The following is a 24,980-nucleotide window of genomic DNA, read 5'->3' as shown; positions in this document are numbered from 1 at the left end:
ATGCATGGAAATAAAATCTACAAAAGTTAATCAGAGAAAAACCAAAGAAAAAAGTTTAAAAAACTATATATTAGGAATAAATTTGTTAGTTATAGCTGTGCCAATTGTTTTTATAAGTATTTTTTCAGCTTATATGTGTATTGATGAAACCACAAATAATTTAGGGTATATATATACTGTTTTAGGAGTAAGTATAGTATCTATATTAATTGCAAGTTTTATATCTAAAATAGTTTTAAGAAAGATACTAAAACCATTGAATAAGATTTCTTATATTATTAATAAATTAAGGGATGGGGATTTTTCACAAAAAGTTGATAGAAATGATATAGAGTATATTGAAGCACAAGATACAGTAGATTCTTTAAATGAAATGATAGATAATACAGTAGTAATTTTACAGGGAATGAAAATTTATTCTGATTCTTTAAAAAAATCATCACAAAAATTGTGCATAATGTCACAAGATGCAAATACAATATCAGACAAAGTGTCAAATGCAATGAATCATATAGCAGATGGTACATTAATACAAGCGAAAAAATTAGAAGATGGAGCCAATAATGCTAACCAATTAGGTAAGGAAATAGAGAAATCTATACAAGATGGAATAAATATGATAGAAGCATCAGATATTGTAAAGGAATCTACAAATGAAGGAAAAGAAGAAGTGTATCAGTTAAAAGGTGTATTTAAAAAAACTAAAAAAGCTAATGAAGATGCAGTACATGAAGTGGAGAGGTTAGCACTTAATTCAGCTAAAATATCAAATATTACAAGTACAATAAAACAAATATCAGAACAAACTAATTTATTATCATTAAATGCAAGTATAGAAGCTGCTAGAGCAGGAGCTGCTGGAAGAGGATTTGTAGTAGTAGCAGAAGAGGTTAAAAAACTTGCAGAAGAATCATCTGTGTATGTTACTGATATAGATAAAGTTTTAAATGAAATAACTAATGCAATTAATTCAGTGTTAGAAAAAATAAAATATTTTATCAAATTAAACTCTGCTACTGAAAAAAGCATAGAAGTAACTACATTGAGTTTTGAAAATATAGATAATTGTATTGATATACTTGAAGCTAGTGTAAAAGAAGTAAATGTTTCATTAAGCGATATAGATATGGACAAAGATGAGGTAATCAATAATATAAATGAAGGTGCTGGTGTTGCGCAAGAAGCTTTAGCAATAACTGAAGAAATAAGTTCAGATGCACAGAATTATACAGAAAGTTTGATAGAAGTAGTATCTTCAGCTGAAAATTTAAATGTTGTTTCTAAAGAATTAGAAGAGCTTATTTCTAGATATAAATTTGTTTAAAAGATGTTCTATAAAAATTGAACATCTTTTTTTATTTAAAAATTATAGATATTGTCTTTAAATATTAAAATAGTATGATATAATTAATAGGTAAAAAATGTAATTTAAACAATAATATTCAAGATATCTATATGCAAGATGGGGGGAGATGTATAGTAATGAAGGTTTTATTTATTTCATCAGAAGCTTATCCATTTATTAAAACAGGAGGACTTGGCGATGTATCTTATGCATTACCAAAGGAGCTAAGAAAATTAGGCATTGATGTGAGAGTTATAATACCTAAATATATTGAAATTCCAGAATGGTATAGGAATAGAATGGAAAGAATAAGTGAATTTAATGTTCAAGTAGGGTGGAGAAATCAATATTGTGGATTATTAAAATTGGAGGAAGATGGAGTTCCTTTTTATTTTATAGATAATGAATATTATTTTAAAAGACCAATACCTTATGGAGATTATGATGATGGAGAAAAATTTGCATTTTTTTCTAAAGCTGTACTAGAAAGTATAAGTCATTTTGATAATTTTGTTCCTGATATTTTACATTGTAATGATTGGCATAGTGCAATTATTCCTGTACTTAAGGAACACTATAATGATATATGGGAATATAATAATATGAAGACTGTTCTTACAATACACAATTTGAAATATCAAGGAGTATTTCCAAAAAAATTGTTAGGTGAGTTATTAAACTTAAGTAATGAATACTTTTCAGAGGATAAACTTAAGTATTATGATGCTATTTCTTTTATGAAAGGTGGAATTAAATATTCAAATGCAGTTACAACAGTAAGTCCTACTTATGCACAAGAAATAAAGTATGAATACTTTGGAGAGGGATTACATGGATTACTGCAAAGTAGAGACAGTGATTTATATGGTATATTAAATGGAATTGATACTGAAGTTAATAATCCAGCAACTGATTCAAAGCTATTTTTTAATTATAATGAGAATAATCTAGAAAATAAAACTAAAAATAAAATGAAACTTCAAGAAATGTTGAATTTACCTGTAAATGGAGATATACCTATGATTGCTATGGTTACTCGACTTGAAGAACAAAAAGGATTGGATTTAGTAAATGAAGTTCTTGAAGAAATTCTTCAAGAAAACGTTCAAGTTGTAGTCTTAGGAACTGGATCACGAAATTATGAAGACATGTTTAAGTTTTTAGCTTATAAATATCCAGATAAAATGTCTGCAAATATATTTTTTGATGATTATTTAGCACAAAAAATATATGCATCATCAGACATGTTTTTAATGCCATCTAGATTTGAACCATGTGGAATAAGTCAACTTATAGCTTTAAGATATGGAAGTATTCCAATTGTTCGTGAAACAGGTGGTTTAAATGACACTGTTCAGTCTTATAACGAATTCACACAAGAAGGAAATGGATTTACATTTCATAGATTTAATGCCCATGATATGCTTTGTACGATAAGAAGAGCTATATATTTTTATTATAAAAAGGAAATATGGAATATGTTGGTCAAAAGAGCTATAACGCAAGAATATGGCTGGAATAAATCAGCAAATCAATATATTCAACTTTATAATAATGTTTTATCGTAACATTCTTATTAAATTTATCAATTTTAAGGGGTGCATAATATGAATCTCGATAAGGAGACGATAAAAAAGGATTTTAAAAGAAAGCTTATAAGTATGTTTTCAGAAGATATAAATGAAGCACCGCTTCTTCATAAATATTTAGTTTTTGGAAGTTTAATTAAAGAATACTGTGCTGAAAACTGGATGAAAACTAATAAAGAATATAGAAAAAATTATGAAAAACAGGTTTATTATTTTTCTATGGAATTTTTAATTGGAAGGTTATTAAAAAGTAATCTGATTAATTTAGGAATAGAAAAGGAATGTGAAGAGGCTTTAAAAGAATTAGGGATTGACATGAATGAATTAGAAGAAGCCGAGAAGGACGCTGGACTTGGAAATGGTGGACTTGGAAGATTAGCAGCATGCTTTTTGGATTCCATGGCATCTTTGGAAATTCCAGGGCATGGATGTGGAATAAGATATAAATATGGTTTATTTGAACAAAAAATAGTTGATGGATATCAAGTAGAAATACCTGATAATTGGTTAGTAAAAGGTAATGTATGGGAAACTAGGAAGGATAATAAAGCTGTAATAGTTAAATTTTATGGGAAAATAATTTCTTATATGAATAATGGAAGATTAAATTTTAAGCATGAGGGGTATAATGCTGTAAAAGCAATACCTTATGATACTCCAATAATTGGCTATAAAAATAAAACAGTAAATACTTTAAGGCTTTGGAGTGCTGAAACTGTAGAAAAGGACAAGGACTTAGATTTTAATTTTTTCAAGAGTGGAAATTATTCTAAGGCTGTAGAGCATAAATCAGCTGTAGAATCTATTTCACAGGTTTTGTATCCAGATGATTCTCATATTGAAGGTAAGATTTTAAGATTAAAACAGCAATACTTTTTTGTAAGTGCTGGGATTCAAAGTATAATTAGAAGCTATAAAAAACTTAATAAGCCAATAAGAGAATTATATAAATATATTGCTATTCATATTAATGATACACATCCTTCACTAGCAGTACCAGAACTTATGAGAATTCTTATGGATGAACATGAGTTAAATTGGGATGAAGCTTGGGAGATAACAACTAAAACAATATCATATACAAATCATACTATAATGGCTGAAGCACTTGAAAAATGGCCAGAAGATATATTTAAAAAACTTCTTCCTAGAATTTATATGATTATTGAAGAGATAAATAGAAGATTTATTGGTGAAATATTATTAAAATATAAAAATGATCCTAATAAAGTAAAAGATATGTCTATATTAAGTAATGGAAAAGTTAGAATGGCTAATTTAGCTATAGTAGGTAGTTACTCAGTAAATGGTGTTGCCAGGCTGCATACAGAGATATTAAAGAAGAGAGAACTTAATGATTTTTATCAGATGTTTCCACACAAATTTAATAATAAGACTAATGGAATAACTCATAGAAGATGGTTGATTCAAGCTAATCCAGAGCTTGCTAGGTGTATAAGTAAAACTATAGGAGATGAATGGATTAAAACTCCTGAAAAACTTATAAAATTATTAAAATATTCTAAAGATAAGTCGGTTCAAGAAGAAATATATAATATAAAAAGAGATAACAAGATTAAATTTGCAAATGAAATAAAAAAGCAATACAAAATAAATGTTGATCCAGCCTCAATTTTTGATGTGCAAGTTAAAAGATTACATGCATATAAAAGACAAGTTCTCAATTTATTCAATATAATGCATATGTACAATAGATTAAAAGAAAATCCTAATATAGATATAATTCCAAGAACTTTCGTTTTTGGAGCAAAAGCTTCACCTAATTATTATTTGGCAAAAGAAGTAATAAAATTGATAAATACTGTTGCAAATAAAATAAATAATGATAAAGATATAAATGATAAAATAAAAATTGTATTTCTAGAGAATTATAGAGTATCTTTAGCAGAAAAAATAATTCCTTGTGCTGATATAAGTGAACAGATATCAACTGCTTCAAAGGAAGCATCAGGTACAGGAAATATGAAATTTATGATGAATGGGGCTGTTACTGTAGCTACTCTAGATGGAGCAAATGTAGAAATAAGAAATAAAGTTGGAGATAATAATATAATTATTTTTGGAATGACAGCAGAAGAAGTTATGAATTATGAAATGAATGGAGGATATTTTTCAAGAGATATATATAATAGCGATTCTAGAATTCATAATGTAATAGATAAGATGATGAATGGATATTTTGGTGTACCAAGTTCAGAGTTTAGAAATATATATAATAATTTAATAGAACGTAATGATGAATACTTTGTATTAAAGGATTTTGATTCTTATGTACAGGCTCAAGAGAAAGTCGATAATCTTTATAGACAAAAATCAAAATGGCAGGAAATGTGCATAACTAATATTGCACATTCTGGAGTGTTTTCCAGTGATAACACTATATCTCGATATGCAAATGAAATTTGGAACATTAAAAATAAAAAATAGTATAAAAAATAAGGAATATTGCAATGCAATATTCCTTATTTTTTATTTTTTTGCTGTATCTTGGGTATGGTCAATGTAGTTTTTAGGAATGTATATAACCCTATCTTCAGTAACAGATGTAGGATCATTTATGTTATTTTTCTCCATTATTACACTTACAACATTATTAGGGTTTGAAGTAGGAAAATATTTTTGGGCTACGTTGTATAAAGTATCACCTTCACCTATAGTATATTTTATACAGTTTTCAGTATCTATAGGATTTTCAGGGATGAGTAAATGTACACCTACAGGTAAAATTTCTGAATTTTTAATGTCATTTATTTCTATAAGCATTTTTTTAGCATTGTTTATAGAACTCCAAGGCATTAATGTTTTAGCAATGCTATATAATGAATCACCAGATTTTACAGTATAGTATTCATGTTTTTCATCATATAAAGTTGCTGTATCTTTACTGTCACTTTTGTCTTCTTCCTTTGAATCTTTATCATTGGTAATATCAGGTTGAGTTTCAGTGTTCTTTTGTTCATTTAATTTTGTATCTTTTTCATTAGAATTGGATTTAACTGAGTTTTTATCTATACTAATAGGTGTTTCGGTATTAGAAGCTTGTATTAAATTATTTAAACTTCTTGTCATGAAAAATACTCCTAAAAACAATACGATACCGGAACAAATTAGTATTAATGGTTTCTTGAATTTTTTCATAATTTTACTTCTCCTTTCAAAGTAGTACTATTTGGATTATTGACAATAGTTAATTTTTAATACATTTAAGTAGGAATTTTTTTCACAAATTTTTTTTACATATTTTCAGAGGCTTTTAGAAAGACTCTTATATAATAGGTAAATTTTTATTTATCTAAATCTAATAAAAGTTAGATAAGGAGGAGATAAAAATGAATATGAAAAATATTGAAAAAGTCCTAACTAATCAGAAAAATATTGACATAATGTATAAAGGCCATCCAGTATGGATTGAATCTATTAATAAAGATACTGAAACAGCACAAGTTAGAACTTTAGATACAAGAGAAATATTTGGAGTATATGTTAAAGAATTAGATAACACAGGAGATCCAGCAGTAACAAGACAATAAATGATTGGTGGAGATGTTATGGTGTTTATCAATAGGAAAGTTTATGAAACAAAAATAGGGAAATTTTTGTTTAAAGCAAATGAAACTACAGGAAGAATAGAGGTTTTTAATAATAACAATTGCTTGATTGACTACATAAACAGAGTTCCAGATAGCTATAATGAATTTGAAATAATGGCTCATGATCTGTATAACAAAATAGAAGGACTACATTAATAAAAATAAAGTTAATTGAGGGGAAATATTATGCAGAAAGAGTATATAGAATCCAAAATAAAAGATGTTAATTTAACAGAAGATGAACAAAAGAGACTGAAAGAACTAGAAAAAATACTTAATAACGAAATTGATACAAATGATTATTTAATGGCTATAAAAAGATATTCATAGGCAGAATATTTTTGTAATGATAATAAAAAAATTTAAGTATTGATAAAAGGCGCTGTCTCAAAATAGATTTTATATATAATATATTGGTTTCTAATTTGAAAATAATACTGTATATTGTATTTTTTTATTTATTTTGAGATAGTGTATTTTTATTTTTTGAAGTTTAAAAATTATTTTGTGATTAAACGTATTTTAAGGCATGCATGGTTTTATAAATTTTTATAAGAATTTATTTTTATAGATGAAATTTATACCAAATATATAGTTTTTTACTTAAAAATGCTTGCTTTTAGCAAGAAAGAAGAACGAAAAATTCAAAAAAAATGTATTACACTTAAAAAAATGTAAAAATTAGTGGCACTATAATGAAAATTGCAATGATAATGTTGAAAAATTGCATAAATCCTTATATAATATTAAGTAAAACTAAATTCATTTATAATTAATTCAAATGAATAATAGTGGGGGGAAGTTGATGATAGATAACAGAGGGGTACCAAAAAAACAGGGGCTTTATGATCCACAGTTTGAAAAAGATAATTGTGGAGTTGGCTTTGTAGCTAACGTAAAAGGACAAAAGACTCACGACATAGTTAAAAAAGGTCTTAAAGTTTTAGTGAATTTAACACATAGAGGAGCAGTGGGTTCAGACCCTAAAACAGGTGATGGAGCAGGAATAATGCTTCAAATACCAGATCAATTTTTTAGAATATCCTGTGATAATTTAGGAATAGAACTACCTAAGCCAGGTGAATATGCTGCAGGAATGATATTTTTACCTAAAGAAACAGCTCTAAGATATCAATGCGAAGGAATACTAGAAAGAATCATTGAAGAAGAAGGGCAAAAGGTTTTAGGATGGAGAAATGTTCCAACTGATAATAGAGTAATTGGAGAAACAGCTAAAGGAACAGAACCTTTAATAAGACAAATTTTTATAGAGAAATGCGGCAATCTTAAACAAGAAGAATTTGAAAGAAGACTATATATAATCAGAAAAAGAGCAGAAAATGAAGTTAAGAAGCTTGTAAAAAGAAGTACAGAGTATTTTTATATTTGCAGTTTATCAAGTAGAACAATAGTTTATAAAGGATTATTACTTGCAGATCAAATAAATGGTTTTTATCTGGATTTAAATGATATAAACTTTAAAAGTGCAATGGCATTAGTTCATCAAAGATTTAGTACAAATACTTTTCCAACTTGGGATTTAGCTCAACCATTCAGATATTTAGCTCATAATGGAGAAATTAATACTATAAGAGGAAACAGAAACTGGATGAATGCCAGAGAAGGTGTTTTAAAATCTGATGTTTTTGGAGAAAAATTATCTAAGCTATTTCCTATTATTACACCTAATGTAAGTGATTCAGCTTCTTTAGATAATATGTTTGAGCTTTTAAAAGCTGATGGTAGAATCAATAGTCATGCTATGGCAATGCTTATTCCAGAAGCTTGGCAACAAAATGAATTTATGCCTGAATATAAAAAAGCTTTTTATGAATATCATGCATCTATGATTGAACCATGGGATGGACCAGCAGCAGTATTTTTCTGTGATGGTATTCAAATAGGAACAACTCTAGATAGAAATGGACTTAGACCTGCAAAATATGTAATTACAAAAAATGGACAAATAGTTGTGGCATCAGAACTTGGAGTAATTAATTATAGTCCAGAAGAAATAATTGAAAAAGGTAGATTAGAACCAGGAAAAATGCTATTGGTAGATACTAAGCTTGGGAAAATCTTTAAAGACGAAGAAATAAAAAAGGAATTAAGTAATGATAAGCCTTATAAAAAGATAATAGAAGAAAATAAATTTTCATTAGAAGATTTTGACGAAGTAGTTGAAAATTATGAAATTGAGTCAGAAAGTTTAAAAGAAATACAGCAAGCTTTTGGATATACAATGGAGGATTTAAAATCAATCTTAAAGCCTATGGCTGAAGATGGTAAAGAGCCTATTGGTTCAATGGGGAATGATGCTCCTTTAGCTGTATTATCAAATAAAAGTCAGTTATTATTTTCATATTTCAGACAATTATTTGCACAAGTTACAAACCCACCAATAGATTCAATAAGAGAAGGAATTGTTATGTCTCTTAAAAATTATGTAGGTACACAAGAAAATATACTAAATAAAGAAGAATTAAATAATCCTTTTATAGAACTTAAAACTCCTATTTTATCTAATTCTGAAATGTCAAAAATAAGAAGTATTAGAGATAAGCATTTCAAAGCAACAAGAATACCTATAACATTTAAATATGATAGTGGAATAGAAGGATTCAAAAATGCACTTGAATTAATCTGTGATAGAGCCTCTAAACGTGTAAAAGAAGGCTATAATATATTGATTTTAAGTGATAAAAAGGTTGATGGATATGAAGCTGCAATTCCTAGCTTGCTTGCAGTATCAGCAGTTCACCATTACTTAATTAAGAAAAAGAGCAGAACTAAGGTTTCTATAATAGTAGAAACAGGAGAAGCTAGAGAAACTATGCATTTTGCATTATTAATTGGTTATGGAGCTACTGCTATAAATCCATATTTAGCTATAGAAACTGTAGGAAATATGGTAAAAGAAGGACAAATAAAAGGATTAAGTGCTAAAGAAGCTTGCAAGAATTATATAAAAGCAAATAATAAAGGTTTGTTAAAAATTCTATCTAAGATGGGTATTTGTACAATTCAAAGTTACCATGGAGCACAAATATTTGAAGCACTTGGTTTAAATGAAGAATTTATAGATAAGTATTTCCATGGAACTCCTTCAAGAATTGGAGGAATTGGATTAGAAACAGTAGCAGAAGAAGTACTTATGAGACATAAAAATGCTTTTAATAGATTAAGAAGATCTGTTTCGGAACTGGATGTAGGCGGAAATTATTCATGGAGAAAAGGTGGGGAATTCCACTTGTTTAATCCAGAAACTATATATAAGCTTCAAATAGCTGCTAGAACAAATAACTATGATGTATACAAGGAATATGCAAAACATATTAATGATCAAAGCAAAAATCTATGTACAATTAGAGGATTATTTGAACTAGAAGAAGCACAAAATCCTATTCCAATTGAAGAAGTAGAACCAGTAAGTGAAATAGTTAAAAGATTTTGTACAGGGGCTATGTCTTTAGGGTCAATTAGTAGAGAAGCTCATGAAACGATAGCAATAGCTATGAATAGATTAGGTGGAAAGAGCAACTCAGGAGAAGGTGGAGAAGATAGTATTAGGTTTAAATTAGATAGTAATGGAGATAGCAGAAGAAGTGCTATTAAACAAGTAGCTTCTGCACGTTTTGGTGTAACAACAAACTATCTTGTTAATGCAGATGAGCTTCAAATAAAAGTAGCTCAAGGAGCTAAACCAGGAGAAGGCGGACATCTTCCAGGTAAAAAAGTTAATGAATATATAGCTAAGCTTAGACATTCAACGCCGGGAATAGATTTGATTTCACCACCACCACACCATGATATATATTCTATAGAAGATTTAGCACAACTTATTTACGATTTAAAATCTGTAAATCCTAGCAGTAACGTAAGTGTAAAGCTTGTTTCAGAGGTTGGAGTAGGAACTATTGCAGCTGGTGTAGCTAAAGCTCATGCTGATTTAATATTAATCAGTGGACATGATGGAGGAACAGGTGCAGCACCACTTTCATCTATAAAGCATGCTGGTATACCTTGGGAAATTGGTCTTTCAGAAACACATCAAGTGTTAATGCTTAATAATTTAAGAAGTAGAGTAAGACTTCAAACAGATGGTCAGATTAAAACAGGTAGAGATGTTGTAATAGGGGCATTGCTTGGCGCTGAAGAGTTTGGATTTGCAACAACTGCTCTTGTAGTTATGGGATGTACAATGCTTCGTAATTGTCAATGTAATACGTGTGATATGGGAGTTGCAACTCAAGATCCAGAACTTAGAAAGAACTTTAAAGGAAAAGCAGAGTATTTGATTAATTTCCTTACTTTTATTGCTTCAGAAGCAAGAGAATATATGGCTAAGCTTGGATTTAGAACTATGAATGAAATGATAGGTAGAGTAGATAAGATTAAGGCTAAAAAAGCAGTAGAACACTGGAAGGCTAAAGGACTTGATTTATCTAGTATTCTTTATAGACCAGATATGCCTAAGAGAATAAAACCATATTGTGTTATAGCTCAAGACCACGGAATAGATAAGGCTATGGATCGTAAACTAATACAATTTGCAGAACCTGCACTTCATGATAAAAAGCCAGTTAGAGGAAGTTTTGAAATAAATAATGTTGATAGAAGCGTAGGAATAATGCTAAGTGGAAAAATATCAAAAATTCATGGAGAAGAAGGTCTTGAAGAAGATACAATACTATTTAATTTTAAAGGTTCAGCTGGTCAAAGTTTTGGTGCTTTTGGAGTTAATGGATTGACTATGATACTTGAAGGAGATGCTAATGATTATGTAGGTAAGTGTCTATCAGGTGGAAAAATCATAATAAAAACTCCAGAAAAATCGTTATATAAATCATCAGAAGGATATATAGCAGGTAATACAATTTTATACGGAGCTACTAGTGGTAAGCTATTTGTAAATGGAATAGTTGGAGAACGTTTTGCAGTAAGAAATAGTGGAGCTGAAGCTGTAGTTGAAGGTGTTGGAGATCACTGCTGTGAATATATGACTGGTGGAACTGTAGTTGTAATAGGAAAAGCTGGTAGAAACTTTGGAGCAGGTATGAGTGGGGGTACTGCATTTATACTTGATGAAGATAGTGAATTTGAAGGAAAATGTAATAGAGAAATGATAGAAATAAGTGAATTGGAAGATGATAAGGACGTATTAAAAGTGCAAAAATTATTGAAAGAGCATTATGAGTATACAAATAGTGAAAAAGCAAAAGATATTTTAGATAATTGGGATGAATATAAAGCTAAGTTTAAAAAGACAATTCCAACTGCATATAAACTGATATTAGAAAAATCCAAAAAGGGAAGTAAAGTTTCTTAGAAAGGGGGCATTAATATGGGGAAATTAACAGGATTTAAAGAATTTGAAAGAAATAATTTTAATAAACGTTCAGTTAAAGAAAGAGTAAAAGACTATAAAGAAGTTTATGTACCTCTAACAAAAGAAGAAATGCAGCAGCAGGCAGCAAGATGTATGGATTGTGGTACTGCTTTCTGTAATTGGGGATGTCCTCTTGGAAACTTAATTCCTGATTGGAATGATATGGTATATAGAGATGATTGGAAAAAAGCTTTTGACAGATTAAATTTAACAAGTAATTTTCCAGAGTTTACAGGAAGAATTTGCCCAGCACTTTGTGAGGCTGCTTGTGCTCTTGGAGTAAATAGAAAAGCTGTATCTATTAGAGAAATTGAAGTCAGTATAATAGAAAAAGCTTATAAAGAAGGGTGGGTAAAACCTAATCCACCAAAAGTTAGAACAGGTAAAAAAGTAGCTGTTGTAGGATCAGGTCCGGCAGGACTTGCAGCTGCAGCAGAACTTAATTCAGCAGGACATAATGTTGTGTTATTTGAACGAGCTGATGAAATTGGAGGATTATTAAGATATGGTATTCCTGATTTCAAATTAGAAAAGAATGTAATTGATAGGCGTATATCAATAATGGAACAAGAAGGAATAGAGTTCAAAACTAATACTAATGTTGGTGTAGACATTAAAGCAGAAGAATTTACAAAAGAATTTGATGCAGTAGTATTAACAGGAGGTTCCACTATACCTAGAGATTTAAAAGCGGAAGGTAGAGATCTTAAAGGAGTTCATTTTGCAATGGAATTCTTATCACAACAAAATAAAAAGGCAGCAGATAAAAAAATAGATGGTGAAGAAATAACTGCTAAAGATAAAGTTGTTGTGGTTATAGGTGGTGGAGATACAGGTTCTGACTGTGTTGGTACTTCTCTAAGACAAGGTGCTAAAAATGTATATCAATATGAAATAATGCCTAAACCTTCAGAAGAAAGAAATGATACAATGCCTTGGCCTACTTATCCTAAGCTTCTTAAAGTTAGTACATCACATCAAGAAGGCTTTGAAGAAGGGAATTTTGTTCAAGAATGGAATGTAGGTACTAAAAAGTTTATAGGTAAAAATGGAAAATTAATTAAGCTTAATGGTATAAAAGTTGAATGGACAAAAGACGAAAATGGTAGAATGAATCTTAATGAGTTAGAAGGTACAGAATTTGAAATTAAGGCAGATTTAGTACTACTTGCTATGGGATTCTTACATCCACAGCATGCAGGTGTTATAAATGATTTGCAATTAGAACTTGATGAAAGAGGAAATATAAAAACGGATGAAAAACACATGACAAGTAAAAAAGGCATATTTGCAGCAGGAGATATGAGAACTGGACAATCGTTGGTTGTTAAAGCAATTAATGATGGAAGAGTTGCTGCAAAAAGTGTGGATGAATACCTTATGGGAGAAACGTTTTTAAGAGGATAAATTTGATATGAAAAGCTGTAGTATGATTAATTTCATGCTATGGCTTTTCTTTTTTATAATAATATTTTATTGATTTCACATAATAAGAATAGTGTGAAGCGATACCTAAAGAGAGGGGGTAGTTGTATGAATGAAGCTCTTATAGTATTAGTGAGGGCAATAATATCTTTTTTTACTCTATTAATATTTGCTCGTGTGCTTGGAAAACAGCAAATTAGTCAACTTACTTTTTTTGATTATATAGTAGGTATAACGATTGGAGGTATTGCTGCTAATCTTACTACAAATTTAACCAGTAGTGCTTGGTCACATTGGGTTGGACTTTTGGTATGGAGTTGTTTAGCAATTACGCTTCAATTTATTAGTTTGAAATGGAGAAAGGCTTCAGAATATATAAATGGCAAACCTACTATTTTAATTATGAATGGAAAAATATTAGAAGAATCTATGAAAAAAGTGAGATATACATTAGGTGATTTGTTAGAAGAATTGAGAGATAAGGATATTTTTGACTTAAGAGAGGTAGCTTTTGCAGTATTAGAAAAGGATGGTAAGTTATCGGTGTTGAAAAAGTCAGAGACTTTGCCAGCAACACGTAAGGACTTAAATATAAAAACAGAACCTACATTTGTAGATAAAGAGTTGATTTATGACGGAATAGTTATTGAACAAAATCTTAATGCTATTAATAAAACTCGTAAATGGTTAAATAAGCAATTAAAAATAAAAGGAGTTAATGATATTTCAGAAGTTTTTATTGCTGTGTATAATCCTAATAAAGAAATGTATATTGATCTCTATAAAGACCATACAGTTAATTAATAATTAACAATTAACAATTAACAATTAACAATTAATGTTGCTTTACTGTCGTAAAGCTAAACTTAAATTATTTTTATGTATTGAAAGAGAAATTTTAAGACGCTGTTTACAACAAAACTTACATTTCGCACTTGAAATTTTTAATTATGCAATTTCCACGGTTGAATAAACTGATGAATGGAGGGCTTTTTATGAAAAAAATTTTGTGCAAGCTTATTCCATTAGCTGCTTTAACAGTATTTGTTTTTGTTATGTTGGGGGGAAGTTATTTAAAGAAACCACGTGATCCATCAGAAGATGTATTAGGGTATATGACAATGGCATTAGAAGATATAAAAGAAGATAGGTGGGATGATTTTAAAGAGGATATAACAAAACTTGAAGTTGCTTGGAATAAGATTATACCTAGAATACAGTTTAGTGTTGAAAGAGATGAAATATATAATTTAAGTATAAATATAGCTAGACTTAAAGGAATAATGATAGCAGAAGATAAAGCTGGTGCACTAGTGGAGTTAAATGCTGCTTTAGAAAATTGGAAAGAGTTAACTAGATAACTTTCTAAATTAAGAATTAACAATTAAGATTTAACAATTAATGTGAAATATCATTTTTAAATAATTCTTAATTTTTAATTATCAAAGTGTAACGTATCAATAATATTTAGTGTATACTAATAATATCCTAAAATGTATATAAATGTAAAAAATAAAAAATTTACTAAAAAGATGGGGGCGATTGGTATAGTAAGATTAGTTTGCACTAAATGTGGTAGAGTTTGGTATACAGCTTATGGTGAGGGCGAACATAAATGTGATTCATGTGGGGCAAAACTAAAACATGAGGAAATAAAACTTTCAAAATGTAAAATACAGAAAAATAAAACTAAATAATATTGAGGAAAGAGCATTGAATTAAATTAATGTTCTTTTTTTAATTAACAATTAAGAGTTAACAATTAAGGTTGATTTACTAGTGTAAAGATGAATTTAAATTAATTTTTGTTTAATAAAAGAAAGATTTAAGTATAAATTCATGATGAATAAAATGTTGTAGATGTAAATTTTTAGAAAATATTTCACAAAACTATTGAAATGTAAAAATGGTTATAGTACAATATAAATGTAATTAAATAGAATTTAAGGAAACTGATGGTGTAAATGATAGTATATAGTAATGTTATTTATTTTAACAAGTTAAATATCAATTTTTACATAGGAAAGATGTAATGCAGATTTTATTATAATAAAGCTTTGAAAAGGAATTTAGATATATGAGGAAAGTATGGGCTACTGTTTTAATTACTATAGGAATACTTGTTATGATGTATCCCAAAATAAGAGAAGCTTACTATACACATGAACAGAATAATGTACTTGAACAGTATGAAGAAAGCATGAAAAGTATAGGCGATATGGAAAAAGCTCTTGTTGAAAGTGAAGAAAAACAACAGAATGATACTAATTCTGTTTTGAAAACTAAAAGCAATGGGTCTAAAATAAAAATTCCTAAAAATTCTCCAATCTTGAAAATAGCAAAAATTGATTTATATATGCCTATTATGGAGGGAGAAACTAGGGAAAATCTTAGAGTTTCTGTAGCACATATGAATAATACAGGAAAACTAGGTGAAGTAGGAAATTATGCTATTGCAGGACATAGATGCTATACCTATGGAAGACATTTTAACAGACTTGACGAGGTTGAAGAAGGAGACGAAATAATAATATTTTCAAAGGATGATGAATATAAATATAAAGTAGTCAAGAAGTTTATAGTAAAGCCAGAAGAAGTAGGAGTTTTAAAAGGAAATGGAAAAGATAAATTGGTTACTTTAATAACATGTACTCCTATTAGAGTGGCTACTCATAGATTGATTATTCAAGGTAAGCTTGAGAGTGTGTGTAAAAGAAATGATAACTAAAAAATAAAATAGATAATGGAAGACAATGATGTATATTTTGTATTTGGGCACTTGAAATATACTGAGTCAGTAGTGCAACCGATCCAAACTTGTATTTGTTTATATAGGTTTGGTTTTTATTTTGCCTGAAATAATTAAAGTAAAAAATAAGAAAGGTAGATTGAGATGATAAAAAGAGTATTAAGCTGGATAGGAAATATAGTGCTTGTAGTTTTAATTGCTTTAGTTGTTTTGAACTTTTATTCTGTTATACAAGTAAGAAAAAATCCAGGTAAGATTCCTTCTATTTTAGGATATACACCACTTACAGTTTTAACTGGAAGTATGAGACCTTCAATACAGCCAGGAGATATGATTTTAACTAAAGAAATAGATACAACTGAAATAAAAGAAGGAGATGTAGTCACTTATAGAAAACAGCAAAATATGCTAGTTACTCATAGAGTTATAGAAAAAATAAATAAAGATGGAAAAACAATGCTTAAGATGAAAGGTGATGCTAATAATGTTGAAGATGATAAGTTAATTTCATCAAATCAAGTAGTTGGAACATTAGCATTTAAAATTCCTTATGGGGGATATGTTCAAAAATTTATGATAAGTCCAATAGGTATTATAGTACTATTCATAGTTCCTATTTTAATTATTATGGCAAGTGAGTTAAAAAATGTATTAAATAAGAGAAATAAGAATATAAATTCTAAAGATAGTATGTAAAAGTTATAAAAAGAGATAAGTAATAAATACATAATTATTAATCGATATTACTTAAGTGTTACACTAGATATGTTAAATTCCAATGGCAGTTGGAATAAATAATAACATATCCAGTGTAGAAAATAAAAAAAATTAATACTTCAAATTTAAATTTATCACAAAAATAAAAAAATATCAATTACATGTAAAATTTAGTTAATATTTTATCTTTATATAAATGTTAATTATAGGGAGACTTAGATGTACATTCTATATATGGGCACCTGGAATGTACGGAGTCAGTGGTGCAACCGACCCTCTTATAATAAAAAATTAAATTATTAAGAGGAGGAATTTTTTATGGCATTAAGAAAAAGTTTATTAGGATTAGCATTAGCAGGAGCTATAGCAGTTGGTGGAGCAGGAGTAGGAACATATGCTTATTTTACTGCACAGGCAACAAGTGCAGAAAATGTTATTAGTACAGCAACCTTAGGATTAAATGAGAGTGATGGTGACACAGCAGGTACAATAGTGATAGATGGGTTGGAGCAAAATACGTTGTTTCCAGATGATGAAGTAAGATACAGTAATGATTTTGCTATTAGTAATACAGGAAGTCTAACATTACAATATAGATTAACTAAAGTAGAAGCTCCTGAAACCTCTATATTGTATTATGGAGATGGACCGGTTAACTCAGAGGAGTATAGCTGTTCAGGGTTAAAGATGAGAATTGAGAGAAAAACGAAAGCAAAGGATGAGAATGGTAATTTCATCTATGAACCAATTACGGACCATGACTCATATACAAATATTGACGCGATGATGAATGTGCATTTGGGTACATTAGCAACAACTGCAAGTGCTACGTATAGAATAGCATATTTTTTACCAAAAGAGGCAGATAATAGTTTTCAAGACCAAGGAACACAGGATGATTTGACATTTACTTTTGAGGCAACTCAAGGAAATAATCCATGGAGTTAAAACGGAATAAAATAAATACTTATATTATTTTTAAAATATAACTAAAAAGCAATGATTATATCTGTTGATAATAACCATTGCTTTTTTTAAAAAGTTGTAATTAAATTGATAATTAATTTTAATATCTAAATATTATGGAAAACTATTTAATCAATATAAAATATAAATATATTGAATTTAATAAAATTTTTTCTATTTAACCATAAGTATTTACTACCAAAAGGAGGTGAAACCTTGCGAAGAGAGATACGAAGAAGTAAAGAGAAAAAGAAAAAAAAGAATTTAACTTTGAAAAGTTTAGCTGTTTTAACTTCGGCTTTTTTTATTAGTTCTGCATTTGTAGCCAATAATGCTTGTTATTCCTATTTTACTAGTAGAGCTAGTGCTACGGGTAGGATATCGACGGCTAAGAATGGGGATTTTATTCATGATGTAAGTATAGTACATTGTGGTGGAACAAATGATGAGTATGATTCTATTATGCTTAATGTGAATGATCATGATCGTTGGTTTGGTTGGGGAAAGTGGAAAAATAGAAGAATTTCTGATACTTATTATATACGATTTCAAACTGAAAAATTATTTTTATCACAAGATGATTCAACTATAGATTTTAAAATAGATGGAAATTCTAAATGGATAGAAGTAGGTTATAATGATAATAAAATTAAATACGATAAACAGAAAGAAAAGTTTTTTATTGGTACTAAGTATTATAAACATTTTTCTAGAAATTATAGGGTAGATTGGTACCGTGAATATTATAACAATTGTTATTGTATACCGATTGTATTTAATAATTGCCCAGATATCAGCTATCATTTGGAGAACAAAGATATAAATGGTTATGAATGGGATGATAAAAATAATTTGACAATATATAAATCAGAATATTTGGGTAAAAAATATTACAAGAAATGGTATGAAACTACGCGATATAAATATGATAATTTACCTACTCAAACTCAAATTAATTTAACAGCTTTAAATAGATTTGTTAGTATACCATTACAATTAGATTTAAATCATGAGGTATGGCAACATGAATTTTGTAAACATGTCAACCCACTTGTAAATAAAGATACTACAACTGATTATATATCTAGTATGCGACAGTTAAAAGCTAAATTAGATAATCAAGTTAATGATTTAGAAAATCAGAAGAAACAATTAACTACAGAACTTCGTTCTGTAATACAAGATAATCAAAGTAGATTAAATTATAGAATGAGTTTATATACTATCAATACACCTGATTTAGCAAGTAAATCTAAAGTGCCATTAAATGAAGGTTTATCAGAAAATGAAGAAATTATGAAACAGTTTGAGCGATTTAAGCTTACTGAAGATCAGAAAAAATTAATTGCTGAAAAAGAAGGTATTAAAGTAGAAGATATAACTCGAATGGAAGAGGAATTTGAAAGACTATTAAAACAAATAAATAGTTTGAATGTTGAAATAAAAGGTATAAAATCTGAGATTGAAACAATTAAAGGTGTGGAACCTATAGAAGAGGTCGTTGAGAAATTTAATGGTACTCTTAAACCAGAGCAAATAAAAGCAATAAATGAAGTGGCTAAAGGGTATATTGAATATGTATCAAATTTAGAAAAGAAGAAAAAGAACCTTAATAATCAGGTTGAGGGTTTAATTAGTAAAAAGAAAGAATTACAAAAGCAGTTAACTTTAACAGAATCATTAGCAAATAAAGAAAAATTAAATAAGAATGAAATAGAACAAAATAGTGTTAAAGCTATTAATTTAGGTGATAAACCAGAAGTGATGTTAGAAAATGTAGAGTTAAACAATATTGAAGCAGAAGAAAAACTTAATATTGTTGAACTTACTAAAAAACAAGCTAGTTTAATTGATTCAGTAGCTAAAGGGTACTTAGAATATGTATCTCAATTACAAGATGATATTAAAGATTTAACAAATCAAGCAAATAAGTTAAATAGCGAAATAGAAACATTGAATAATAAAGAGGAAACTCAGCCAGAGAAGTTACCAGAAAAAGATATTAATCAATTCAATGGAACTTTAAGTGATGAGCAAATACAAGCAATAAATAAAATTGATAAAAAATACATTGAGTATGTATCATCCTTAGAAAGTTTAAATGGAAATTTAAGTGAAAAAATAGATACAGCTAAGATGACTAGAGATGAATTAAATAGTAAATTAGAAGAATTAAAAGCTGGAAATGTTGAAAATATAGATATACCTGATATTAGTGATGATATATCAGTAGAAATACCAGATAAGCTTGAACTTAGTGATGAGCAAATAGCCGAAATAAACAAGGCAGCACAAGGTTATGTTGAGTATATATATCAATTAGAAGGCGAGGTTGCTAGTTTAAGTGATAATTTGAATGGTTTAAATAGTGAAATAGAAGGTATTAAATCACAAATAGAAGCATTGAATAATAAAGAGGAGATTCAACCGAAGCCGCCGCAAGAACAGGTGGAACAACCAAAAGATGGTGAGGTTGAACAGCCTCAAGATCCAGCAGGAGAGATAGATGGTGAAGAAGATGAAGACTCACAAGATAATCAAGACGAAGTAGATGGTGAGGAAGATCAAGACTCACAAGATAATCAAGACGAAGTAGATGGTGATGAAGATCAAGACTCACAAGAGAATCAAGACGAAGTAGATGGTGAGGAAGATCAAGACTCACAAGATAATCAAGACGAAGTAGATGGTGAGGAAGATCAAGACTCACAAGAGAATCAAGACGAAGCAGATGGTGGGGAAGATGAAGACTCACAAGATAATCAAGACGAAGTAGATGGTGAGGAAGACCAAGACTCACAAGATAATCAAGACGAAGTAGATGGTGAGGAAGATCAAGACTCACAAGATAATCAAGGTGAAGTAGATGGTGAGGAAGACCAAGACTCACAAGATAATCAAGAAGAAGTAGATGGTGAGGAAGATCAAGGCTCACAAGATAATCAAGGTGAAGTAGATGGTGAGGAAGACCAAGGCTCAAAAGACAATCAAGATGAAGTAGATAGTGGGGAAGATCAAGACTCACAAGATAATCAAGACGAAGCAGATGGTGGGGAAGATGAAGACTCACAAGAGAATCAAGAAGAAGTAGATGGTGAGGAAGACCAAGACTCACAAGATAATCAAGAAGAAGTAGATGGTGAGGAAGACCAAGACTCACAAGATAATCAAGACGAAGTAGATGGTGAGGAAGATCAAGACTCACAAGATAATCAAGGTGAAGTAGATGGTGAGGAAGACCAAGACTCACAAGATAATCAAGAAGAAGTAGATGGTGAGGAAGATCAAGGCTCACAAGATAATCAAGGTGAAGTAGATGGTGAGGAAGATCAAGGCTCAAAAGACAATCAAGATGAAGTAGATAGTGGGGAAGATCAAGACTCACAAGATAATCAAGAAGAAATAGATGGTGAGGAAGATCAAGACTCACAAGACAATCAAGATGAAGTAGAGGGTGAAGAAGATCAAGGCTCACAAGACAATCAAGATGAAGTAGATAGTGAGGTGGATCAAGGCTCACAAGATAATCAAGACGAAGCAGATGGTGAGGAAGGTCAAGACTCACAAGATAATCAAGAAGAAGCAGATAGTGAGGAAGATCAAGACTCACAAGATAATCAAGAAGAAGCAGATAGTGGGGAAGATCAAGACTCACAAGACAATCAAGATGAAGTAGATAGTGGGGATGATCAAGACTCACAAGATAATAAGCAGGCACAGCAAGAAAACACAACAGATCATCATGACACAGCTGATCAGCAAGTACAGTCAGGTGGTTCAGAAAAGGAAAATTCACAACAAAATAATTCTGCTGATAATATAGCAGTTAATAATAATTCGGATGCAGATAGCATAGATAAGTAAAATCCTTTAAGGGTAAAAAAGCCTCCTGTTAAAGGAGGCTTTTTAAAAAGTTTAATAAGAAAGAAGGTGAAGGTGTGGTTGAAAATACAAAAATCTTTTTTCAAAAGGTTCTTGTAACGGTACTAGTTTTATTTGGTTTATCATGTTTACTTACTAAACCTGCAAAAGCGTTCCCAGAGTTTAAAATAAGTAATCCTGAAGCTAAAGTAGAAGCTATTTTTTCAGTAGGTGATTCACCAATAGTTCCTGGTAGTAGTGTTACAAAAAAACTCCAAATATCTAATGATGTAAATTATTTAAATAAATTGGAAAAAATTTCATTAGATAATTTAGAAATATCTCTTATTGGAGAGAACGGGAAAAAAGAGGTGCTTTCAAAGGAATCAGATAGTTATAAAGATTTTATGAACTATGTAAAAGTTCATATAGTTCAAAATCTGGATGATATTCAAGAAGAAAATAGAGAAATATTTAATGGTAATTTAGAAAGTGTATGTATTGAAGGGAATAACAGTATTTTAATAAATGCAGGCAAGAATATTAAAATGATTATAACTATATCAATGGACAAGGAAGCTGGAAATAGTGTTCAGGGTTTAACATGTAATTTTGATTTGAGTTTTTTATGCAGTTATGAAAAGACAACTTCAACCCATCATAAAAAAAGTAATAGTTCTCGTATAGTTACAAATGAAGCTCCTGAAATCACACTACTAGGTTCTGATATTATAAGAATTCAGCAAGGTGAAGAATATTCTGATGCAGGTGCGGAGGCTTATGATAAGGAAGATGGAAATATAACAGATAAAATTGTAGTTAAGGCAAATGGTAAGGATGTTGACACCAGTGTTCCTGGAGCATATACAATAACTTATAATGTAACAGATTCAGATGGAAATAAAGCAGATGAGGTAATGAGGTCTGTAATAGTAGAAGAAGTAGTAGAAGTTCCAGAAGAAGAAATCCCAGAAGGAATTCCAGGCAAACCTGTGATTACTTTAAATGGAGATGAAGAAGTTGTATTGAATTTTGGAGATGTGTATAAAGATGCAGGATCAACTGCTGTAGATAAGGAAGATGGAGATATTACTGAAAAAATTCAAGTTAGAGTAAATGGTAAAGAAGGAAAAGTAAATACAGATGTACCAGGAAACTATATTATAACTTATGATGTAAAAGATTCAAATGGAAATGCAGCAAATCAAGTAATAAGAATTATAAAAGTAAAACAAATAGAACCAGTGACAGATGAAGAGATAGATGTGCCTGATGAAAAGATTCCAGAAGGAATATCTGTATTACCTAAAACAGGTGAAGAAAGTCCATATAAATACTATTTATCAGGATTGTTGATTGTGGTATCAGGACTTAAATTGAGAAAAAAAGATATTGAGGAAAATGAAGAGTAATTATTAAGAAATTGAGGGGGTTTTTCTCCTTCGATTTTTTTTGGAAAAATATCACAAACAAATGATAATAAGCATATAATGTAGTATAATAGAGGTATACAAGTACCACTATTTAAGTTAATAAAAAAGTAGACAAGTTATTGGTGCGAAGCTTTTCACCGATAAAGGCAAACCTATCGAAAGATAGGGACGCAAAACTATAGGGCCTTCCTAGTAATAGATGGCAGCCAGATTACCGAAAGAAAAGTTTTTTGCATGTAAATAATTAAATAGGACATGTAAAAACTGAATAAAGTAGTTATTGGTGTAAAACTTCTCACCGATAAAGGCAAACCTGTCGAAAGACAGGGACGCAAAACTATAGGGCCTGTAAAATGGTAGCCAGTTACCGAAGGGGGAGTTTAATATGTTAAAGAAAATAATTGCTAGTTTGTCAATAATCTTGTCTGTTACATTAGTACCTTGCAGCAGAGTTTTTGCTCAAGAAATTAGCACTAATATCTTCGATAATACAAGTATAAATAAAGGACTCATAAGTGTGAATTATTCACCTGATACTGACATTAAAGCTAAATTGTTGATAGAAAAGGATAATGCAAAATATTTTTACGATTTAAAAAATGATAAGAATGAAAGTTTTCCTCTTCAATTAGGAAGCGGAGAATATAATATAAAGATTTTAAAGCAAAAAGATGGACAAAAATATACAGTTGCTGAAAAACAATCAATAAATGCTGATATAGATAATAAAAGAGAAGTTTATTTAAATGCTATTCAAACAATAAATTGGAATAAAGAAATGGAACCTATAAAAAAAGCAAAAGAACTAACAAATAAAGCAGTAAATGACAGAGAAAAAGTAGAAGCAGTTTATGACTATATAGTAAAAAATATAAAATACGATTATGACAAAATAAATAAAATTAGTAATGACTATGTTCCAAATATTAATGATACTTTTAAAACTTCAAAAGGTATTTGTTACGATTACTCTTCACTTTTAGCATCAATGCTAAGAAGCGTAGGAGTACCTACAAAACTTGTTAAAGGATACAAAAACGACATTGACACTTATCACGCATGGAATGAAGTGTATCTAAAGGATTCAGATACATGGGTAACAATAGATACAACTTATGATGCATATCTGCTAAGTGAAAATAAAGAGTATTCAATGATAAAAGATGCTTCTCAATATAGTAAAGTAAAAGAGTATTAAATATAAAAAAACTCGCTTAATTAAAAAGCGAGTTTTTTATATTTATTTAAAACTTATAAGTTAATTTTTCTTAATTTTATTTACAGCTTGTACAACAGGCAAGGTAATTAAAATTGCTGCACCAGCAGAGACAAATCCGTTTAAAGTAAGTGCAATAAAGGTTTTATTTGCAGCACTTACGCTTATGCCTTGTACTTTTACAAAAGCATCAAAATATAGAATGTAAATCATTCCCAAAACACCTATTGTGTTAGTGAAAGAACCAACTCCTGTAGCTAATGCTATTTTAATTGAATTCAGTTTTAGCTTACTCAAAACTTTATAGGTGTAATAAGGAGTAATACCTATTAAAATTCTTGGGAGTACAGCTACTAGTGGATTTAAAAAGATAAAGCTTACAGGTGTAGGGGTTTTTATTGCTTGAAATATACTAGTTAGTCCAAATATAAGACCGAGCATAGCTCCTACAACAGGTCCTTCAATTAATGAGCCTATTATAACAGGAACATGCATAATAGTTGTGTGAAATGGTGGAATAGGTATGTAACCTAAACCAGTTACTCCTAATACAATGGATATTGCAGACAACATCCCTGTAATAGTGATTTGTTGAGTTGTTAATTTCCTTTTGACTAATGATTTTTCACTCATTTTTTTTACCTCCATTCTTATTCCAATAGGATATAAGTTGAATTAT

General features: G+C 29.5%; 19 protein-coding genes and 4 riboswitches. Of the genes, 17 read left to right on the top strand and 2 right to left on the bottom strand.

Translation table 11 applies throughout. The features are described 5' to 3' along the window. The first annotated feature begins 4 nt into the window (after positions 1-4). The 3 genes from OW763_RS03225 (at position 5) to OW763_RS03215 (ending at position 5,382) form a co-directional block, all read left to right on the top strand. On the top strand, positions 5-1,324 hold the full coding sequence (locus tag OW763_RS03225) for a methyl-accepting chemotaxis protein (protein WP_268039620.1): 1,320 nt from the start codon (positions 5-7) through the stop codon (positions 1,322-1,324). 158 nt (positions 1,325-1,482) lie between these two features. Beyond that, positions 1,483-2,913 (top strand): glycogen synthase GlgA, encoded by a 1,431-nt coding sequence (gene glgA / locus OW763_RS03220; RefSeq protein ID WP_268039619.1) that lies wholly within the window; start codon positions 1,483-1,485, stop codon positions 2,911-2,913. Positions 2,914-2,952: 39 nt separating this feature from the next. After that, entirely contained in the window at positions 2,953-5,382 is a 2,430-nt protein-coding gene (locus OW763_RS03215) for a glycogen/starch/alpha-glucan phosphorylase (RefSeq protein ID WP_268039618.1), read from the top strand. Between the two features lie 42 nt (positions 5,383-5,424). Here the strand turns inward: OW763_RS03215 and OW763_RS03210 are convergent, their stop codons facing one another. Further along, positions 5,425-6,093, bottom strand: coding sequence for a LysM peptidoglycan-binding domain-containing protein (locus OW763_RS03210; RefSeq protein WP_268039617.1), 669 nt, complete (start codon positions 6,091-6,093; stop codon positions 5,425-5,427). 191 nt (positions 6,094-6,284) lie between these two features. Between OW763_RS03210 and OW763_RS03205 the strand changes: the two genes are divergently transcribed. From OW763_RS03205 to OW763_RS03140, 14 genes are all read left to right on the top strand, one after another. Beyond that, positions 6,285-6,485 (top strand): small, acid-soluble spore protein, H family, encoded by a 201-nt coding sequence (locus tag OW763_RS03205; protein WP_268039616.1) that lies wholly within the window; start codon positions 6,285-6,287, stop codon positions 6,483-6,485. Between the two features lie 18 nt (positions 6,486-6,503). Beyond that, positions 6,504-6,701: a hypothetical protein gene (locus OW763_RS03200; protein ID WP_268039615.1), complete on the top strand. Its 198-nt coding sequence runs from the start codon at positions 6,504-6,506 to the stop codon at positions 6,699-6,701. Positions 6,702-6,731: 30 nt separating this feature from the next. Further along, complete coding sequence (locus OW763_RS03195; protein ID WP_268039614.1) at positions 6,732-6,875, top strand: hypothetical protein; 144 nt, start codon at positions 6,732-6,734, stop codon at positions 6,873-6,875. Between the two features lie 475 nt (positions 6,876-7,350). Beyond that, complete coding sequence (gltB, locus tag OW763_RS03190) at positions 7,351-11,874, top strand: glutamate synthase large subunit (RefSeq protein WP_268039613.1); 4,524 nt, start codon at positions 7,351-7,353, stop codon at positions 11,872-11,874. Between the two features lie 15 nt (positions 11,875-11,889). Continuing rightward, positions 11,890-13,341, top strand: coding sequence for a glutamate synthase subunit beta (locus OW763_RS03185; RefSeq protein ID WP_268039612.1), 1,452 nt, complete (start codon positions 11,890-11,892; stop codon positions 13,339-13,341). 126 nt (positions 13,342-13,467) lie between these two features. Beyond that, positions 13,468-14,163, top strand: a complete 696-nt coding sequence (locus OW763_RS03180) for a DUF421 domain-containing protein (RefSeq protein WP_268039611.1) — start codon at positions 13,468-13,470, stop codon at positions 14,161-14,163. Between the two features lie 191 nt (positions 14,164-14,354). After that, positions 14,355-14,720: a DUF4363 family protein gene (locus OW763_RS03175; RefSeq protein ID WP_268039610.1), complete on the top strand. Its 366-nt coding sequence runs from the start codon at positions 14,355-14,357 to the stop codon at positions 14,718-14,720. Positions 14,721-14,852: 132 nt separating this feature from the next. Continuing rightward, positions 14,853-15,056: a hypothetical protein gene (locus OW763_RS03170; RefSeq protein WP_268039609.1), complete on the top strand. Its 204-nt coding sequence runs from the start codon at positions 14,853-14,855 to the stop codon at positions 15,054-15,056. A gap of 380 nt (positions 15,057-15,436) precedes the next feature. Next, positions 15,437-16,087 carry a class D sortase gene (locus OW763_RS03165; protein ID WP_268039608.1) on the top strand — a complete coding sequence of 217 codons (651 nt, stop codon included), beginning with the start codon at positions 15,437-15,439 and terminating at the stop codon, positions 16,085-16,087. A 9-nt stretch (positions 16,088-16,096) separates the two neighbouring features. Continuing rightward, positions 16,097-16,180: riboswitch (cyclic di-GMP riboswitch) on the top strand. 72 nt (positions 16,181-16,252) lie between these two features. Next, complete coding sequence (locus OW763_RS03160) at positions 16,253-16,804, top strand: signal peptidase I (protein WP_268039607.1); 552 nt, start codon at positions 16,253-16,255, stop codon at positions 16,802-16,804. Between the two features lie 221 nt (positions 16,805-17,025). Next, positions 17,026-17,109, top strand: a riboswitch (cyclic di-GMP riboswitch). 34 nt (positions 17,110-17,143) lie between these two features. After that, positions 17,144-17,773, top strand: coding sequence for a SipW-dependent-type signal peptide-containing protein (locus OW763_RS03155; protein WP_268039606.1), 630 nt, complete (start codon positions 17,144-17,146; stop codon positions 17,771-17,773). Between the two features lie 234 nt (positions 17,774-18,007). Then, a complete protein-coding gene (locus OW763_RS03150) occupies positions 18,008-21,655 on the top strand; it encodes a hypothetical protein (RefSeq protein WP_268039605.1) in 3,648 nt (1,215 codons plus the stop codon). A 74-nt stretch (positions 21,656-21,729) separates the two neighbouring features. Then, entirely contained in the window at positions 21,730-23,064 is a 1,335-nt protein-coding gene (locus tag OW763_RS16885) for a DUF5011 domain-containing protein (protein ID WP_268039604.1), read from the top strand. Between the two features lie 156 nt (positions 23,065-23,220). After that, positions 23,221-23,304, top strand: a riboswitch (cyclic di-GMP riboswitch). 77 nt (positions 23,305-23,381) lie between these two features. Then, positions 23,382-23,457, top strand: a riboswitch (cyclic di-GMP riboswitch). 13 nt (positions 23,458-23,470) lie between these two features. Continuing rightward, on the top strand, positions 23,471-24,283 hold the full coding sequence (locus OW763_RS03140; protein ID WP_268039603.1) for a transglutaminase-like domain-containing protein: 813 nt from the start codon (positions 23,471-23,473) through the stop codon (positions 24,281-24,283). A 60-nt stretch (positions 24,284-24,343) separates the two neighbouring features. On the opposite strand, the gene OW763_RS03135 is transcribed toward OW763_RS03140, so the two are convergent. Next, complete coding sequence (locus OW763_RS03135) at positions 24,344-24,934, bottom strand: ECF transporter S component (RefSeq protein WP_268039602.1); 591 nt, start codon at positions 24,932-24,934, stop codon at positions 24,344-24,346. Between the last annotated feature and the right edge of the window lie 46 nt (positions 24,935-24,980).

The organism is Clostridium aestuarii (assembly GCF_026735135.1).
Lineage (GTDB): Bacteria > Bacillota > Clostridia > Clostridiales > Clostridiaceae > Clostridium_H > Clostridium_H aestuarii.
Note: the sequence above shows the minus strand (reverse complement) of the source record. Positions and strands in the feature narration are given on the sequence as shown.

What these genes read in the sequence shown, in the direction of transcription:
- gltB (WP_268039613.1), top strand. Translation starts at nt 7,351, where the DNA reads ATGATAGATAACAGAGGGGTACCAAAAAAACAGGGGCTTTATGATCCA.
- OW763_RS03200 (WP_268039615.1), top strand. Translation starts at nt 6,504, where the DNA reads ATGGTGTTTATCAATAGGAAAGTTTATGAAACAAAAATAGGGAAATTT.
- OW763_RS03215 (WP_268039618.1), top strand. Translation starts at nt 2,953, where the DNA reads ATGAATCTCGATAAGGAGACGATAAAAAAGGATTTTAAAAGAAAGCTT.
- OW763_RS03135 (WP_268039602.1), bottom strand. Translation starts at nt 24,934, where the DNA reads ATGAGTGAAAAATCATTAGTCAAAAGGAAATTAACAACTCAACAAATC.
- OW763_RS03160 (WP_268039607.1), top strand. Translation starts at nt 16,253, where the DNA reads ATGATAAAAAGAGTATTAAGCTGGATAGGAAATATAGTGCTTGTAGTT.
- OW763_RS03175 (WP_268039610.1), top strand. Translation starts at nt 14,355, where the DNA reads ATGAAAAAAATTTTGTGCAAGCTTATTCCATTAGCTGCTTTAACAGTA.
- OW763_RS03195 (WP_268039614.1), top strand. Translation starts at nt 6,732, where the DNA reads ATGCAGAAAGAGTATATAGAATCCAAAATAAAAGATGTTAATTTAACA.
- OW763_RS03155 (WP_268039606.1), top strand. Translation starts at nt 17,144, where the DNA reads ATGGCATTAAGAAAAAGTTTATTAGGATTAGCATTAGCAGGAGCTATA.
- OW763_RS03140 (WP_268039603.1), top strand. Translation starts at nt 23,471, where the DNA reads ATGTTAAAGAAAATAATTGCTAGTTTGTCAATAATCTTGTCTGTTACA.
- OW763_RS03205 (WP_268039616.1), top strand. Translation starts at nt 6,285, where the DNA reads ATGAATATGAAAAATATTGAAAAAGTCCTAACTAATCAGAAAAATATT.
- OW763_RS03185 (WP_268039612.1), top strand. Translation starts at nt 11,890, where the DNA reads ATGGGGAAATTAACAGGATTTAAAGAATTTGAAAGAAATAATTTTAAT.
- OW763_RS03180 (WP_268039611.1), top strand. Translation starts at nt 13,468, where the DNA reads ATGAATGAAGCTCTTATAGTATTAGTGAGGGCAATAATATCTTTTTTT.
- OW763_RS03165 (WP_268039608.1), top strand. Translation starts at nt 15,437, where the DNA reads ATGAGGAAAGTATGGGCTACTGTTTTAATTACTATAGGAATACTTGTT.
- glgA (WP_268039619.1), top strand. Translation starts at nt 1,483, where the DNA reads ATGAAGGTTTTATTTATTTCATCAGAAGCTTATCCATTTATTAAAACA.
- OW763_RS03170 (WP_268039609.1), top strand. Translation starts at nt 14,853, where the DNA reads ATGTATATAAATGTAAAAAATAAAAAATTTACTAAAAAGATGGGGGCG.
- OW763_RS03225 (WP_268039620.1), top strand. Translation starts at nt 5, where the DNA reads ATGGAAATAAAATCTACAAAAGTTAATCAGAGAAAAACCAAAGAAAAA.
- OW763_RS03210 (WP_268039617.1), bottom strand. Translation starts at nt 6,093, where the DNA reads ATGAAAAAATTCAAGAAACCATTAATACTAATTTGTTCCGGTATCGTA.